The 14,032-nt window shown below is 59.9% G+C and carries 14 protein-coding genes; 5 read left to right on the forward strand and 9 right to left on the reverse strand.

Features of this window, described 5'->3' with window-relative positions; all coding sequences use genetic code 11:
- Position 1 precedes the first annotated feature (1 nt).
- The 5 genes from GOX63_RS22315 to fahA all read left to right on the forward strand — a co-directional run bounded on the left by GOX63_RS22315 (position 2) and on the right by fahA (position 4,426).
- The gene (locus GOX63_RS22315; protein WP_254436072.1) at positions 2–550 is read left to right on the forward strand and encodes a TRAP transporter small permease; all 549 of its coding nucleotides are present in this window, start codon (positions 2–4) and stop codon (positions 548–550) included.
- The gene (locus GOX63_RS22320; protein WP_170328686.1) at positions 547–1,863 is read left to right on the forward strand and encodes a TRAP transporter large permease; all 1,317 of its coding nucleotides are present in this window, start codon (positions 547–549) and stop codon (positions 1,861–1,863) included. Before GOX63_RS22315 ends, GOX63_RS22320 begins: the two co-directional genes overlap by 4 nt.
- A gap of 37 nt (positions 1,864–1,900) precedes the next feature.
- On the forward strand, positions 1,901–2,446 hold the full coding sequence (locus tag GOX63_RS22325) for a VOC family protein (RefSeq protein ID WP_170328687.1): 546 nt from the start codon (positions 1,901–1,903) through the stop codon (positions 2,444–2,446).
- Positions 2,447–2,535: 89 nt separating this feature from the next.
- Positions 2,536–3,168 (forward strand): maleylacetoacetate isomerase, encoded by a 633-nt coding sequence (maiA, locus tag GOX63_RS22330; RefSeq protein WP_170328688.1) that lies wholly within the window; start codon positions 2,536–2,538, stop codon positions 3,166–3,168.
- A gap of 10 nt (positions 3,169–3,178) precedes the next feature.
- Positions 3,179–4,426: a fumarylacetoacetase gene (gene fahA / locus GOX63_RS22335; protein ID WP_170328689.1), complete on the forward strand. Its 1,248-nt coding sequence runs from the start codon at positions 3,179–3,181 to the stop codon at positions 4,424–4,426.
- Positions 4,427–4,469: 43 nt separating this feature from the next.
- Here the strand turns inward: fahA and GOX63_RS22340 are convergent, their stop codons facing one another.
- From GOX63_RS22340 to GOX63_RS22380, 9 genes are all read right to left on the reverse strand, one after another.
- Complete coding sequence (locus tag GOX63_RS22340; protein WP_170328690.1) at positions 4,470–4,898, reverse strand: MarR family winged helix-turn-helix transcriptional regulator; 429 nt, start codon at positions 4,896–4,898, stop codon at positions 4,470–4,472.
- A gap of 288 nt (positions 4,899–5,186) precedes the next feature.
- Positions 5,187–5,951, reverse strand: a complete 765-nt coding sequence (locus GOX63_RS22345) for an AAA family ATPase (RefSeq protein WP_170328691.1) — start codon at positions 5,949–5,951, stop codon at positions 5,187–5,189.
- Positions 5,952–6,593: a peptide chain release factor H gene (gene prfH, locus GOX63_RS22350; protein ID WP_170547260.1), complete on the reverse strand. Its 642-nt coding sequence runs from the start codon at positions 6,591–6,593 to the stop codon at positions 5,952–5,954.
- Positions 6,590–7,723, reverse strand: coding sequence for an RNA ligase RtcB family protein (locus tag GOX63_RS22355; RefSeq protein ID WP_170547263.1), 1,134 nt, complete (start codon positions 7,721–7,723; stop codon positions 6,590–6,592). Before GOX63_RS22355 ends, prfH begins: the two co-directional genes overlap by 4 nt.
- 278 nt (positions 7,724–8,001) lie before the next feature.
- Positions 8,002–9,150: an AAA family ATPase gene (locus tag GOX63_RS22360; protein ID WP_170328694.1), complete on the reverse strand. Its 1,149-nt coding sequence runs from the start codon at positions 9,148–9,150 to the stop codon at positions 8,002–8,004.
- Complete coding sequence (locus tag GOX63_RS22365) at positions 9,143–9,955, reverse strand: RNA ligase family protein (protein WP_170328695.1); 813 nt, start codon at positions 9,953–9,955, stop codon at positions 9,143–9,145. The genes GOX63_RS22360 and GOX63_RS22365 overlap by 8 nt, the downstream gene beginning before the upstream one ends.
- A gap of 221 nt (positions 9,956–10,176) precedes the next feature.
- Positions 10,177–11,421 (reverse strand): NAD(P)/FAD-dependent oxidoreductase, encoded by a 1,245-nt coding sequence (locus GOX63_RS22370; protein WP_170328696.1) that lies wholly within the window; start codon positions 11,419–11,421, stop codon positions 10,177–10,179.
- 15 nt (positions 11,422–11,436) lie between these two features.
- Complete coding sequence (locus GOX63_RS22375) at positions 11,437–12,447, reverse strand: Ldh family oxidoreductase (protein ID WP_170328697.1); 1,011 nt, start codon at positions 12,445–12,447, stop codon at positions 11,437–11,439.
- 57 nt (positions 12,448–12,504) lie between these two features.
- Entirely contained in the window at positions 12,505–14,025 is a 1,521-nt protein-coding gene (locus GOX63_RS22380; RefSeq protein WP_170328698.1) for a trimethylamine methyltransferase family protein, read from the reverse strand.
- Between the last annotated feature and the right edge of the window lie 7 nt (positions 14,026–14,032).

The following is a 14,032-nucleotide window of genomic DNA, read 5'->3' on the forward strand; positions in this document are numbered from 1 at the left end:
CATGGAGCGGCTTCGCCATCGTTTCCCCGACCAGCCCCCTGAAGAGGGGCTGGATATCGGGCTGCTGCTTGACAGGTCGCTTGGTGTCGGCGCCGCTCTGATCCTGTTCTGCCTTATCCTCATTACCTGTGTGGATGTGATCGGGCGTTACTTTTTGAATGCGCCGCTGGCTGGCGCGTTCGAGCTTACTGAAATTCTGCTTGCAGCACTGGTTTTCCTGGCCCTGCCCCTGACGACAGAGCGGCGCGAGCATATCGAAGTCGACTTGCTCAACATGGCCCTCGGCAAATATGCCCAGCGCTTTCTTACGGCCTTTGCCGGGCTGTTTTCGGCGGCCCTTCTGGCCACTTTCGCCTGGCGGCTGTTTACCCATGCGGCCAAGGCGGCCCATGACGGTGCGGTCAGTAACGCACTGGAAATTCCGTTGGCCCCTTTTGGCTATCTGGCGGGCGTGTCCTGCATGGTCTCGGCCTTCATCGCCTTTCTGCGCGGCCTGCAACCGCCGAAAGAGTGTGACACCAATCAAACCCCTCCGGAGGCTCTGCCATGATTGAATCGCTGATCGGCTTTGCCGTCCTTCTGGGGCTGATCCTGTTGCGGGTGCCGATCGCCTTTGCCATGGCGGCAGTTGGCGGGTTCGGCTTTGCCTATATGCGTGGCTGGGAGCCGGCCTGGGCGATGACCGGCCAGGTGGCTTTCGACACCGCGCTGTCCTACAGCCTGTCGGTTATTCCTCTCTTTATTTTCATGGGCAACGTGCTTGCCGGGTCCGGTGTGGCGCATGGCCTGTTTGCAGGCGCTGACCGGCTGTTCGGCAAACTGCGCGGCGGCCTCGCCATGGCGTCGGTCTTTTCTTGTGGGGGCTTCTCTGCCGTATGCGGGTCCTCGCTGGCGACGGCGGCAACTATGTCCAAGGTCGCGATGCCCTCGATGCGAAAGTTTGGCTATGACGACAGGCTGGCCACCGGGTCGATCGCGGCGGGCGGCACATTGGGTATCTTGATCCCGCCTTCGGTGATTCTGATCATCTATGGGCTTCTTACTGAGACCAACATTGCCAAGCTGTTCATTGCCGGGATCATCCCGGGCATCATCGGTGTGGTGCTTTATCTGGGCGCGGTCATGGTCGCGGTGCGTGTGAACCCCGCGCTGGCGCCCGAGGAAGAAAACACCGAACCGATGAGCCGCACCGATCTGGTTGGCGTTTTCTGTGTGCTGGGCCTGTTCCTGTTCATCATGACCGGTATCTACGGCGGGTTCTTCACGCCGACCGAAGCCGCAGGCATGGGCGCAGGTGCATCGGTACTGATCGCTGTAGCCTTGCGGTCCATGACCTGGAGCGGGTTCTTCGCCGCGACTATGGACTCCATCCGCGCCACGGCGATGATCTTCGCCGTCATCATCGGGGCCGAGCTGTTCACCAATTTCATCAACTTCGCCGGTCTGCCCGATGCGCTGTCCAGCTTTGTGATCGACAACGAAATGCCGGTCTGGGCCGTGATCGTGTTCATCATTCTGGTCTACATGGTGCTTGGCTGCGTGCTGGAAAGCCTGTCGATGATCCTGCTGACGGTGCCGGTTTTCTATCCGCTGATGTTCGAACTGGAGTTTGCCAACGAACTGCTGCTTGATCCCGAAAACGCGCTGATCTGGTTCGCCATCGTCGTTGTTGTCGCCACCGAGATCAGCCTGATCACCCCCCCGGTCGGCATGAATGTCTTCGTACTGAAAGGCGTTCTTCAGGACGTGTCGCTGGCGACCATCTTCAAGGGCGTCCTGCCCTTCTGGATCGCAGACATCCTGCGATTGGCCCTGCTCATCCTCATTCCCTCACTGTCACTTTGGCTTGTGGGGCTGATGTGAACCACCCAGACCTAACCCTTTCGGAAAGGAAGACACGATGAAAATCGAGAAAATTCACCACGTCGCCTATCGCTGCAAAGACGCCAAGGAAACCGTCGAGTGGTATGGCAAGATGCTGAACATGGATTTCATTCTGGCCATTGCCGAGGACCACGTGCCGTCAACCCACGAGCCTGATCCCTACATGCATCTGTTTCTGGATGCGGGTGACGGCAACGTTCTGGCGTTCTTCGAACTGCCCACCAAGCCCGAGATGGGCCGCGACCCGAATACGCCGATCTGGGTTCAGCACATCGCCTTCAAGGTCAAGGACCGTGCAACCCTGATCGAGTTCAAGGAGCATCTGGAAGCCAACGGCGTCGAGGTCCTTGGGGTCACCGACCATTCGATCTTCCACTCTATCTATTTCTTCGATCCCTCGGGCCACCGGATTGAACTGGCCTGCCCCGATCCAGAGGAAGAAGCGATGCTGGCCCGGATGGACGAGGTGAAATGGTTGATGCTCGAGGATTGGTCGAAAACCAAGAAAGCGCCGAAACACGCGGATTGGCTGCACGCCAAGGAGCTTAACAAAACCACCTGATGCACTGCCCCGCGCCGGGTGTCCGATCCGGCGCGGGACCTGATTGCTGACGGGTTTTGGCAACACGCTAAGAAATGCTGGAAGAGGTCATGAAACTCTATTCCTATTGGCGTTCTACGACCTCTTACCGGGTCCGAATTGCCCTGAATCTCAAAGGTCTCAGCTATGAAACCTCTCCGGTCAATCTGGTTGCCGGAGAGCAGCGTGCCCCCGATTACGCCGCCCTAAATCCCGGCAAGGGGGTTCCGACCCTTGTCCTTGGGGACGGCACCGTTCTGACCCAGTCGCTTGCGATCATCGAATATCTGGACGCCACCGTGCCGGAGCCGCCGCTGCTGCCGACAGACCCACTGATGCGTGCCCGCGTTCAGGCCGCCGTACAGACCATTGCGATGGACATCCACCCGGTGAACAACCTCAAGGTCATGACCTACCTAAAGGCCCATATGGGGCTTACAGCCGACGGCCAGCTTGACTGGTTCCGCCATTGGATGACCGAAGGGTTTGCCGCCTATCAGGCCATGCTGCCAAAGGGCACGGCGTTCAGCTTCGGGGAAACCCCCGACCTCGCCGATATCTGCCTAGTTGCCCAACTATACAACGCGCATCGCTGGGGCGTTGATATGTCCCCCTTCCCCCGCCTTCTCGAGATCGAAGAATGCGCCCTTTCCGTAGCGGCGTTCAATGACGCGCGCCCCCAAAACCAGCCCGACGCGGCTTAAAGGTGAAATCATGACGAAACTGCTTCCCTCGTGGGTCGAAAGCGCAAACTCTGCAGCGACCGACTTTCCGCTCAACAACCTGCCCTACGGCGTGTTCAGAACCGAAACGGGCACGCTGCATTGCGGCGTCGCAATCGGGGACATGATCCTCGACCTCACGCAGATGGAAGCGGACAGCAAACTTGATCTGCCTGAGGCGTCCGTGTTTTCGAAGGGATCTTGGAATGACTTCATGGCGCTTGGCGCCGGGGTCTGGAATGCGTTCCGCGCCATGCTGACTGAGGCACTGGCCGCAGGCTCGACCCGTCAGGAGGAACTGACCGTCTATTTGGTGCCGATGGCCTCGGTCACGATGGCAATGCCGTTCGACGTCTCCGAGTACACAGATTTCTACGCGGGCCGCAATCATGCGTTCAATGTCGGCACCATGTTCCGTGGCCCTGAAAATGCCCTGCCCCCGAACTGGTTGCATATCCCCATCGGCTACAACGGCCGTGCGTCCTCGGTTGTGGTCAGCGGCACCGATGTGCATCGCCCGTGGGGGCAGCTGAAAGGCCCCGATATGGAGGCGCCTATCTTTGCGCCGTCGCGGCGATTTGATCTGGAACTGGAAATGGGCGCGATCGTCGGGCAACCTTCGAACGGTCCCGTATCGGTACAACAGGCCGACGACATGATCTTTGGCTATGTCCTGCTGAACGACTGGTCCGCGCGCGACATTCAGGCGTGGGAGTACCAACCACTCGGCCCGTTTCAGGCCAAGGCCACCGCAACCACGATCAGCCCGTGGATCGTGACCAAGGCAGCGCTGGAGCCCTTCCGCACCTCAACACCCGAGCGCGAAAAGGAACTGCTTCCCTATCTGCAAGAACCCGGCCCGATGCTTTATGACATTGCACTTGAGGTCGGGCTGGCTCCGGAAGGTACAACGGAATCCGTTATCGCGCGCACCAACTACAACGAGATGTACTATTCCGCGGCCCAGCAACTGGCCCATCACACGACCAGCGGCTGCCCGATGCGCGTGGGTGATCTGCTTGGATCAGGTACGATCTCCGGCCCGGAAAAGGAAAACCGCGGCAGCCTGCTGGAGCTTAGCTGGGGCGGCAAAGAACCTCTGACGCTGGATAGCGGCGAGGCGCGCAGCTTTCTTGAAGACGGTGATACGCTGACCCTGCGTGGCGCGGCCCATGGCAACGGGTACCGTATCGGGTTTGGCCCCTGCACGGGCACGTTGCTTGCGGCCAACGCTCGTTAGTAACTGGAACGGGCAGAGGTCACTTCGGTCTCTGCCCTTTTTGTCAGTCGGTTTTGGCGACCTTCATCAGCGCCGTTATGCCCCGCTCCAGCGCCTCGCGATCCTCGGGGGTCAGGGCGTCCAGCATACGATTGGCCCGTTCCCGCACCTTCGGCTCTAAAAGCTGAAACTCACGCAGCCCTTCGGGCGTGCAGCGATAGACACGGATTCGACGATCCGTGTCTGAAATCTCGCGAATTATCAGCCCCTTTTCATCAAGCCGCTTTGCGGCCCGGCTGACCTGCACTTTGTCCAGGGTTGTGCGGCGCGCAAGGTCGAGGGAGGTGACACTTTCTGCGTTTGCCAGCAGAAACAACAAACGCCATTCCTCTCGCGACAGGCCCAGTTCACGCTCGTAGACGTCTGTCAGGTTTCGTGAGAAAGCTTCGGACGCCACGGCCAATCGATAGGGAAAAAAAGAATCGAGCTGCATGTTCCGTTTAGCGTAATTCAAAATCGTTTCATCTGCAACGATGCTGAATACTCACCGCCCTAAGCTGATATGAAACCGGGGTTTCTTCGCCAATCGAAGGCGGTGCTGTGGGTATGTTTGTGATCAGGAAAAAGGGTACCGAGATCAGCACCCCTTACCTCGATCCACCGTCGCTTACCGGATCTGCACTGTTACAGAGAACAGGTATTCTGCAAGCGCCTCTTCTACTGCCTCAACGGCAGAACGGGACTGTTCCGGCAGGGTCCAGCTTTTCCTTGTGGTTTGTCGTCATGACCAACGCCCGCCCCTCTTGGGCCGCAACTCTGACGCCAGCGCCCGGATAAGGCTGGATTTGCCCGTGCCCGGTGGGCCGTGGAACAGATACCCCCGCCGCCACGGAACACCGCGCGCTGCGTACCAGTCGCTCGCACCATAGAACCAGCGCATGTCGTCCAGCACTGTCTGGATGTGGTTGTCGTCCTCTAGCACGGTATTAATGGACCGGCGCGGCACATCGCCGACATGGTCCCAGTAATCCCCTTTCAAAGTGTACAGGCCGGGGCCGATCCGGTCCTTGCTCCGAGCGATCCGCCGCCCCTCTGAAATCCAATCGAGCATGGTCTGTACTGTCCCGAACAGGACGGTAACGTGCAGCACCTCCATTGGCCGTTGGTTGTGCGACGCGCCCACTTTTGCCTTTTCGTTGATGCCACGTTCCAACCGGCAGAGATGCCCGCGCCAGAAAAACCAATGCCGTCCTGGAGCTGGCGCATAGCCCTTGGTGCCACTGGCCCATCTGCTGTCCGTCATACGCACGTGCCGGGAACGGGCTAGCATGTTGTTGTGGTCCATCCAAAGGCAGAAATGGCGATAGGCCGCGCTCCGGTTGTCCAAGGTCAGGCTGACCCAGAGGCGCCTGGTCACCGCTTTATAAAGCCCGATCAGAGCAACACACAGAAAAGCCGCCACCACGCCGAAGGCTCCAAGCGCCAGACCACCCGCGAAGAAATCGCTTGCCACAGCGTTGGACAGGAGTTGATCGAACGTTTCCATCTAGCCCACCTGTTCTTCGCGAAAACCTTGGCCCTTGAAGCAGCGCACCGGATTGCCGCGCTCCAATGCGTGGTGCAGTTGGTTTCGGGCGGCCTTCTGCGCAACTTCGTCCGCTGCAATCCGGGCGGCCAGCAACTGTCGCAGGCGCGCCAAGGCCAGTGACTTGTTACGATGCTGCGAGCGTTCTTCGCGCGCAACCGCCGCAAGCCCGGTCAGTCCGTGCACCGCACGTACTGCGCTGTCCGTCGTGTTCTGGTGCTGCCCGCCGGGCCCACCTGCCCGGAAGGTCTCAAACGTAACGTCTCGCTCATGAAACCGATCCGGTGCCAGCGCGGGCGCGGTAAGGTCAAACACTCCGACAAACCAGTTGGCGCGTTTGTGCTGCGGGCGCAGATTGCTTTTTGCCCTCCACCGAATTGTACCGCGCCACCGGCTGGCGAAGGCCTCGGCATCCGCACCACCAAGCAATACAACGGCCGATTTGAACCCGTGTTTTGTGGACGATCCGCTTGCATCGAAATCCACGGCGAAAAGCTTGGCCTCGTGGCGCATCGCGTTCAGCACACCCGCAACGGCCTGTTGGCATTCTGCAGGACCGCTGCCACTGGTGATCAAGAGGGTAAGGTGTCCAGCCGCAGTCATGACCACCTCCGCTCGCGTGTTTTCTTGAACGTCAAAAGCGGATGGAACTCTGCCACACAATGCCCAGCCCCCTTGCGCACCAGATCCTCGACAACAGCCGTGGCCGATTTATAGGCCAAGGGCGCCTCTTCGATCAGAAGATCGCGGTCCTCGCACAGGATGCGACCCCCGTAGGGCGTGCGTTGCATGGCTTCGATATCGGACTGTTTTGCACGCACACGGCCATGCATTGAGGACCGGTCATATCGCCGCCCCGCACCGTGGGCGAGGCTGTTCAGCGCATCGCCATGATCCGCAGAAGACATCAGATAGCTGGCGCTTGCCCGCGACCCGGCCAGGGGCACAAGCCCCGACCCCGCGACAGCGGCACCCTTGCGGTGCAGCCAGCCGTCGACGTGCTGCTCCAGCAGGTTATGCGGCGCATCCACCAGCAGGGTCAGATCGGCACGCAGCGCTTCGGACGCGCGTTCAGCAATGATCCGGCGATTGAGGCTGGCCCAGCGGACCGCCCTGTCGTGATCCTGCACATACGCCCGCGCCTCTGCGCTATCAGGGGCCATGCCTGAGAAGGCATCCTGCGGCAAAGCATTGAGAACGGCAGAGCCGAACCCGCGCGACCCGGAATGCACCAGCAAAAAAAGCCGCGACTTATCGAGGACGGCGCATCCGTCGGCGTCAGCCAAGGTCTGCACTTCGCAAAAATGATTACCGCCACCCAACGTGCCCAGAGAAGCGGCAAACTGATCCGGGGGCAGGTCGATTTCCTCAAGACGCCCTCGATGGTCCCGTGATGAAGGCTCTCCCAGAACCCGCATCCGCCGCAGCGCCTTTTCCAGCTTCAGCTTGCGCAGAGGCAAGTCCAGCTGGAACAGCGACATGCCGCAGCCGATGTCGTTGCCGATCAGTTGCGGGAAAATCCGATCCGCCAGGACGGCACACCCGACCGGCCCGTGCTTACCGGGATGCAGGTCGGGAAACGCCGCTATTTTTCGCACTCCGGCCCAGCCGGCGATCTCTTCAAGTTGTTGTTCGGCCCGTCCGTCGATCCAGGCCGCAGATGTATAGAATTTCGTGATGATGCCACCGCTGGACACAGCAGGTGCGCGACCATCCAAGACAGAATTGCCCATGAGATAGTACCCAAAATACGTAAAAAGATACGTCGGCCAGGCGCCGACGAACTGGATCAAACCTGACCTGATTTCAGCTTAGGTGTTGATCGGCCCCGAAAGGGCAAATTGACGATTAAGCATGTATGTCCCTTTCCTGTTTGGGGTTACGATTTGGGTCCAATGGACCGGATGGAGAGTGTCGTTTACTGAACCGCCCCGATTCCTGCAAAGTGTTTTGGATACAGGCACAACCCCCCTGTTACCAAAGCGCAACAGCGCCGTGGCAGAAAGGCCACTCAAGCCACTATTGTGACGCGGTGTGCTTCCCAGGCCTCGGGCGGCTCCAGCTTCTTCGCCAAATGGTCGATGACAGCATCCGGAACTGCGTCCGGTCTGTTTCGGTTCTGCTGGGAAAGCTGCTCCGGGTCCACCTCGAGATAGACGATCTCGATCCGTGCGTTGTAATCCCGCAGGAGCCGCAAAATCCGTGATCGGTTCTGCCGCGTGACGTTCGTAGCGTTCCAGACAAAACCCCTGCCCGCCCGCAAATACGTCCGCGCGCGTTCATGGGCAGCCTGGATGACCTGCCCTTGATTGTCCGTTGCCGAAACGCCCAACTCCTGGCGGATCAAATCAAGGCTGACAACGGGTTGGTCGGGTCGATTGTTGCCGATCCAGGTATCCTTACCCACGCCCGGCAGGCCTGACATGACCGTCACCTTACAGCGGAACTCTTCATGCGCCGCAAAGTGCGGATCACGATCCGGCAAATCGAAATAGGACACTCGGCTTTCGTCATTTGCGAAAGGAAACGGGCGGTTCAGACACCCTGCCTCCTCGAACGTTGCGACAGCAAGTTCAACGCTGTCCAATATCGATTGCTGATCCTCACAGGTGCGCCCCAAAGCATCCGCTCTGGCATGCAGACAAAGAAGATCAGGACGGCAACGCCAGGATGTTTCGATGGCCAGCCGCTGCGGATCATCCCGTTCGATCAGCCAGAACGGCAATTGGTGCTGGCTGATGATGCCGCACAGCCCCTCGCGCCACGCAAATGGGGTTCCTGCGTGCCATAGTAGCTGCCGAGCGACGGACGCCCCAACTCGCGAATGACCGCGAGAGGAAATGCGCCCGTCTTCCTCATGCCTGGTGACATAGGGCTTACCGATGTCATGCAAAAAAGCCGCCCAGAACAGACAGCTCTGCGCGTCTGGCGACAGCAACCGCCAGGTTTCATCGGCGACAAGCGCCTCAACCACCATCCGCGTGTGGGTGCCCACATCCCCCTCAGCATGGTGAACAGGATCTTGCGGGCAGTCATCCAGCGCGGCCAATTCGGGCCACAAATCCCAGATCGCACCCCAATCGACTCGCCAGAGCGGGCCGGTCGGAACCAAGGACAACAACTGTTGATGCGTCACAGTGGGCTTTGCATGTTTACGCATCATACGCTCCTTCCACGCCAAGTATCGGCGCGAAGATATCGATCCCGTCGGCCAGCGCATTGGGCAGGATCGGTCGATCATGCCAATGGCCCTCCGACGCCTGGATCGCCTGATGGAAGTCACCACGTACAAACTTGAACCGGTCCTGCACTTGACCCGCGCCCTCAAGCTTGATGTACAGCCCTTCGGCCAGATCGCTGTCTTCGGTTTGCTGCTGGACCATGTCAGGGCGGCTGTTTGACTGGACCGCCGCCCTCGCCAAAGCATCCCGCCAATCGTTCGATTTGTATGGCGTTGGTCGGACCATGGCGTTGAGTTGATCGACAGACGCAAGCTCTCCTTCATGCACGACGGGCACGGGCATGATCGGCAATCCTGCCAGCAGGGAACGGCGCGCTGCGGTACTCAGAAACACGCCAGTTTCACGGTCAAGTACGTCGAATTCCATGAAATAATGTGGCAGGCGATCGTAAAAGACCGTGTGCTTGGCATACATCCATTCGCCATACATGACATAGCGCTGACAAAGCACAGGCAGGAACGTATGTGCATGTGCCGCCGCCCAGGTTTTGAACAGCGCAAAGTGGCGCTCTCGGCCGCCGCCCGACAGAAAGTGCCCCCTGCTTTGCAGTAGCAGGTTTCCGTCTTTGTCAAACGAAACGGCCGCGTTGGCCCCGTCGAGCTTTTCCTCGACGATCAGATTCTGGCCCGCCAATTCTCTGATTGGTTTGTCATCCGCAAGATCGCCGACCTGAAGGCGCGAACCTTCAATGTGCCGCGTGCGCGGGTATTTGTAGATTTCCATAACTGTCTCACAATGTAATGAAGTCGCACAAAATCACCCGGCCAGAATGGTCAGGTTGAATGATTGGATATGTGCGCAAGCGTTACATTGGACTTCCGTGGGGTTCGGGGTGAAACAGAACGCGTTGCTACCCGCCGCCTTGGAAAAAATCAATACAGGGCTTGGGATTAGTGACTTTCGTTGTCGAAAGGGTCACGCCGCACAAAATTGCCGACGGCGGGCTACCCCGAGAAGCGATCCGGGCTGAAGGCCTGTATGTCGATTGGCGACTGCCGGTTTGCAATCTCGTCTGCCACCAGCCGGGCCGTTGTTGAGCCCAGCGTCAAACCCAATTGCCCATGGCCCGTTGCGAAGGTGACATTCGCCAACCTTCCACTGCGACCAATGATCGGACGAGTGTCAGGTGTCAGCGGCCGCCGTCCGAACCGGCGTTCGGCGCTGCCTGTCTGTAGCCCAGGCAGAACCCGCCGTGCCTTTTCAACCAGAATATCCGCACGGTTCCAGTTTGGGAGCGCCTCGGCCCCGGCGAACTCAATTGTCCCCGCGACAGCAAGCGCGCCGTCGTAAGGCGTGATGCCGAACCCGCCTTTTGCGTAGAACACGGTATGAGACAGGTCGACTCCGCTGTTCTTCAAGGCCGTGGAATAACCGATGACGCCTTCTATCTGCAGCGGAACGCCCAGCTCCGCAGCCAGATCACGAGACCGCGTGCCCGCAGCCAAGACAAACTCGTCGGCGGCAATGGTACGGCCATCTTGCAGCTTCACGGCCGTGATCTGGCGGCCGTTCCGGTCAAAGCCGACTGCACTGCCAGAGATGACCGTTCCCCCACGATTCAAGAAGGCTTCATGCAGCGCCTCAACCAGCCGCTTCGGTTCGGTCACGAAACTCCAGTCGCGCAGCAGGGCAGCGTACTTGAAATCCGGCGCGATGGCCGGGTCGATGTCATGTGCGTCGCCGCCGCTGACCTCTTCGATCGAGCACCCCAACTCGCGCGCCAGATCAAAGGCAGCGGCCATGTTGGCGCGATCGTCATCCCCGTCAAACAGCTTGATGACAGGGCGTTCCACCAACAGTTCCGAGCGCCCGATATCAGCCAATTGCGCCTTGAAATCCGCAGTTGCCAGAAAGGTCAGCCGCGCCAAATCGGCCGCAATGGCCCGCATTTTCAAAGGGCGCGCATTGGCGACAAATCGGGCGAACCACGGCGTCAATCGCAGGGCCGAGCTCGGGCGCAATGTCAAAGGCGCTTTGGGATGCATCAACAACCCCGGAACTTTCGCCAGCATCCCTGGTTGCGACAGCGGCACAATCTCGCCCACGGCGATGCATCCACATGAGGCCCAGCTGGCCCCCTCACCCACCGGACCCGGCTCAATGACGGTGACATCGAACCTCTCGGCCTGCAAAGCCAACGCGCAGGAAATACCTACGACGCCACCGCCGATCACCACCAATTCAGGCATGTCCTGCGACCTTTCCTACAGCGTCTGCAACTGTGCCAGCAGGTCCGGCGCAACCGAAACTCCGTTCGCTTCGGTCGCCGCGCGGTTTTTCAGCCGCCCATCACCGGGCACGCGCGCGGCTCCGTTGCCCTCGATCTCGGCACAGATGCGGGCGATGTAATCGTTGAATGCAGGGTTGCCGAACCGGCTCGGGTCAATCGCGATAAGGGTTGCCCCGCCTTTGATGTTGAGGGCCTCAAAGGACTCGCGTTCCTGATTGTCGACCGACAAGGTGCCGCCTGCCAGCGCCGCACCCAGCACCTCGATCAGGAAGGCAATGGCAGCGCCCTTGTGTTCGCCAAAGGGCAGCAGGCTGCGGGTTTCCAGAATGGCGTTCGGATCGGTGCTGGGCTGGCCATCGGTATCCAGCCCCCCGGCGCGCGGCAGGTCATGGCCCTCGGCCGCGGCCATCTTGATATCCATCAGAGCCACCATCGAGGATGCCTGATCCCAGACAATCGGCTCGCCCCCCGGACGCGGGCACGCAAAGGACATCGGGTTTGTACCAAAGACCGGGCGCACCCCACCCTGCGGCACGACCATGGACAAAGAGTTCACGACGCCCAACGCCACAAGCCCCGCCTCAGCCAGCGGCCCGGTGTCAAAGCGCAGCGCGCCCAGATGGTGGCAATTGGCGCATGTAAAGGCCGCAATCCCGTTCTCGCGTGCCATCTCAATCAGCTCTGCCCGTGCCGCCAATGCGGCTACCTGATAGAACCCGTTGTCGCCATCGCCACGTAACACACCGGGCGCTATTCGGCGGATTGACGGCGCAGCCATCGGGTTGGCGTAACCCGATGACAAATATTGCGCATATACCGGCAGCAAGCGCAGCCCATGGCTGCGGGGGCCATCACGTTCGGACATCCGCACAAGATCCGCTATGACTTCACTGCTGTGTGCATCAAGGCCCGCGGACACAAGGACGGATTTGGCCAATGCCTTCACCTCTTCGAGTGAGAGCGTTTTCGTCGGGGCGTCAGTCATTTTCCTCATCCTGTCCTTGTGTCTGGCTGGCGGGCGCTTGCACGCCCGTGTTTTCAGTTACGAGTTCTGATATTCCAGCTTCTTCTTGGCAACAAATTCGTCAAGTGCCCCGCGCTGATCATCCGGCATCGGCGGCTTGACGTAATTGTCCAACATGCGTTGCGCCTCTTCGTTGCCGACGGTTTCGGCGGTCTTCGACCCCTCTGCTTCCCACTGTTCGAAACTGTCATTGTTCTGCAGCGGGTTCATGTGCAGTGGGTTTTCCCGGGTATGGTCTGTTCCAAGGAAGTGTCCGCCGGGGCCGATCTCGGCAATGTCATCCAGAATTGCGTCCAGATTTTCATCCTCAAGCCCGCTGAAGAACCGGTGGAAGTTCTCAAGCTGCCGTGTGTCCTGTACCCATTTCGAGTAGCTGACCCCAAGCGCGCCTTCCAGAAAACCTGCCGAATGCACGATGTAGTTGGCACCGCCCAACAGCACCGGCCACATGGTATTGGCCGTATCAAACGCCGCCTGCATGTCCGGGGATTTCGCCCCGGTCCACATCGTGCAGGTCCGCCACGGCACGCCATAGAAGCGCGCCATCTGGCCAACCAACAGGTTCATCAGCCCCGGTTCTGGTGACCCCATCATCGGTGCTCCGGTCTTCATCGAAACCCCCATGATCGCCACGCCCAGAACCATTGGTGCGCCGCGCCGGATGATCTGGCTATAGGCCATGCCCGCCAGCGATTCCGCGATCAGCAGCGCCACGCCACCCTGCGGGCTGGCCGGCGTTGACGCGCCTGCCAGAACGAAGGGCGACAGCAGGCAGGGCTGGTTGGCGCTGGCGTAAACCCGCAGGCTTTCCAGCATGGTTTCGTCCCAGACCAACGGCGTGTTGCAGTTCAGCAGCGCGGCCATCACCACGTTGTTGTCTACGAACTCTTCGCCGAACACGATGCGGGTCATTTCAACCGAGTCGCGCGCAGCCTGTTCCGACAGCACCGATCCCTTGATCGGCTTGTCCGTCAGTGTCAGCGCCGCGTGGACAAGCTCAAGATGGCGCTGTGGTACGGGCACGTCTTGCGGTTCGACCGGCAGAACCCCCGGAACCATCATCGACTGGCTCATCTGGCTGAGCTTGAAGAAGTTGTGCGCGTCTTCCAGCATCGACGGACGGCGCACGCCATCAAGCCCATAGACAAACGGGGCGCCATAGGCGTTCGCGAAAACGGAGTTCCGGTTGCCGACCTGCAACGAACGATCCGGATTGCGTGCCGCATAACTCCATTCCGACGGAACCGCCGAGATCAGGTCCATCAGCATGTCCCGGCCAATACGGACCCTCTCTCCCTGAACATCGGCACCGTATTTCTTCCAGTCAGCCAGGGCCACAGGGTCACGGAATTCGATACCGGTGGTCTCCAGGATCGTCATGGCTGCGTTGTGGATCTTCTCGACCCCGTCGGGGCCAAGCAGATCAATCGGTCCGATTTTGCGGTTCAGGGTCGGCAGGTAAACCGGTGGCGGATTGGTGCGGGCCTGCACCCGTGCTGCGCGGCCACCCCGGCCAGAACGTGCTCTTGCTTGTGTCATTGCATCC

It is taken from the genome of Ruegeria arenilitoris, assembly GCF_013031355.1.
GTDB lineage: Bacteria > Pseudomonadota > Alphaproteobacteria > Rhodobacterales > Rhodobacteraceae > Ruegeria > Ruegeria arenilitoris_C.

Coding starts and splice junctions, on each gene's coding strand:
- GOX63_RS22315 (WP_254436072.1), top strand. CDS start 2: ATGGAGCGGCTTCGCCATCGTTTCCCCGACCAGCCCCCTGAAGAGGGG.
- GOX63_RS22320 (WP_170328686.1), top strand. CDS start 547: ATGATTGAATCGCTGATCGGCTTTGCCGTCCTTCTGGGGCTGATCCTG.
- GOX63_RS22325 (WP_170328687.1), top strand. CDS start 1,901: ATGAAAATCGAGAAAATTCACCACGTCGCCTATCGCTGCAAAGACGCC.
- maiA (WP_170328688.1), top strand. CDS start 2,536: ATGAAACTCTATTCCTATTGGCGTTCTACGACCTCTTACCGGGTCCGA.
- fahA (WP_170328689.1), top strand. CDS start 3,179: ATGACGAAACTGCTTCCCTCGTGGGTCGAAAGCGCAAACTCTGCAGCG.
- GOX63_RS22340 (WP_170328690.1), bottom strand. CDS start 4,898: ATGCAGCTCGATTCTTTTTTTCCCTATCGATTGGCCGTGGCGTCCGAA.
- GOX63_RS22345 (WP_170328691.1), bottom strand. CDS start 5,951: ATGGAAACGTTCGATCAACTCCTGTCCAACGCTGTGGCAAGCGATTTC.
- prfH (WP_170547260.1), bottom strand. CDS start 6,593: ATGACTGCGGCTGGACACCTTACCCTCTTGATCACCAGTGGCAGCGGT.
- GOX63_RS22355 (WP_170547263.1), bottom strand. CDS start 7,723: ATGGGCAATTCTGTCTTGGATGGTCGCGCACCTGCTGTGTCCAGCGGT.
- GOX63_RS22360 (WP_170328694.1), bottom strand. CDS start 9,150: ATGCGTAAACATGCAAAGCCCACTGTGACGCATCAACAGTTGTTGTCC.
- GOX63_RS22365 (WP_170328695.1), bottom strand. CDS start 9,955: ATGGAAATCTACAAATACCCGCGCACGCGGCACATTGAAGGTTCGCGC.
- GOX63_RS22370 (WP_170328696.1), bottom strand. CDS start 11,421: ATGCCTGAATTGGTGGTGATCGGCGGTGGCGTCGTAGGTATTTCCTGC.
- GOX63_RS22375 (WP_170328697.1), bottom strand. CDS start 12,447: ATGACTGACGCCCCGACGAAAACGCTCTCACTCGAAGAGGTGAAGGCA.
- GOX63_RS22380 (WP_170328698.1), bottom strand. CDS start 14,025: ATGACACAAGCAAGAGCACGTTCTGGCCGGGGTGGCCGCGCAGCACGG.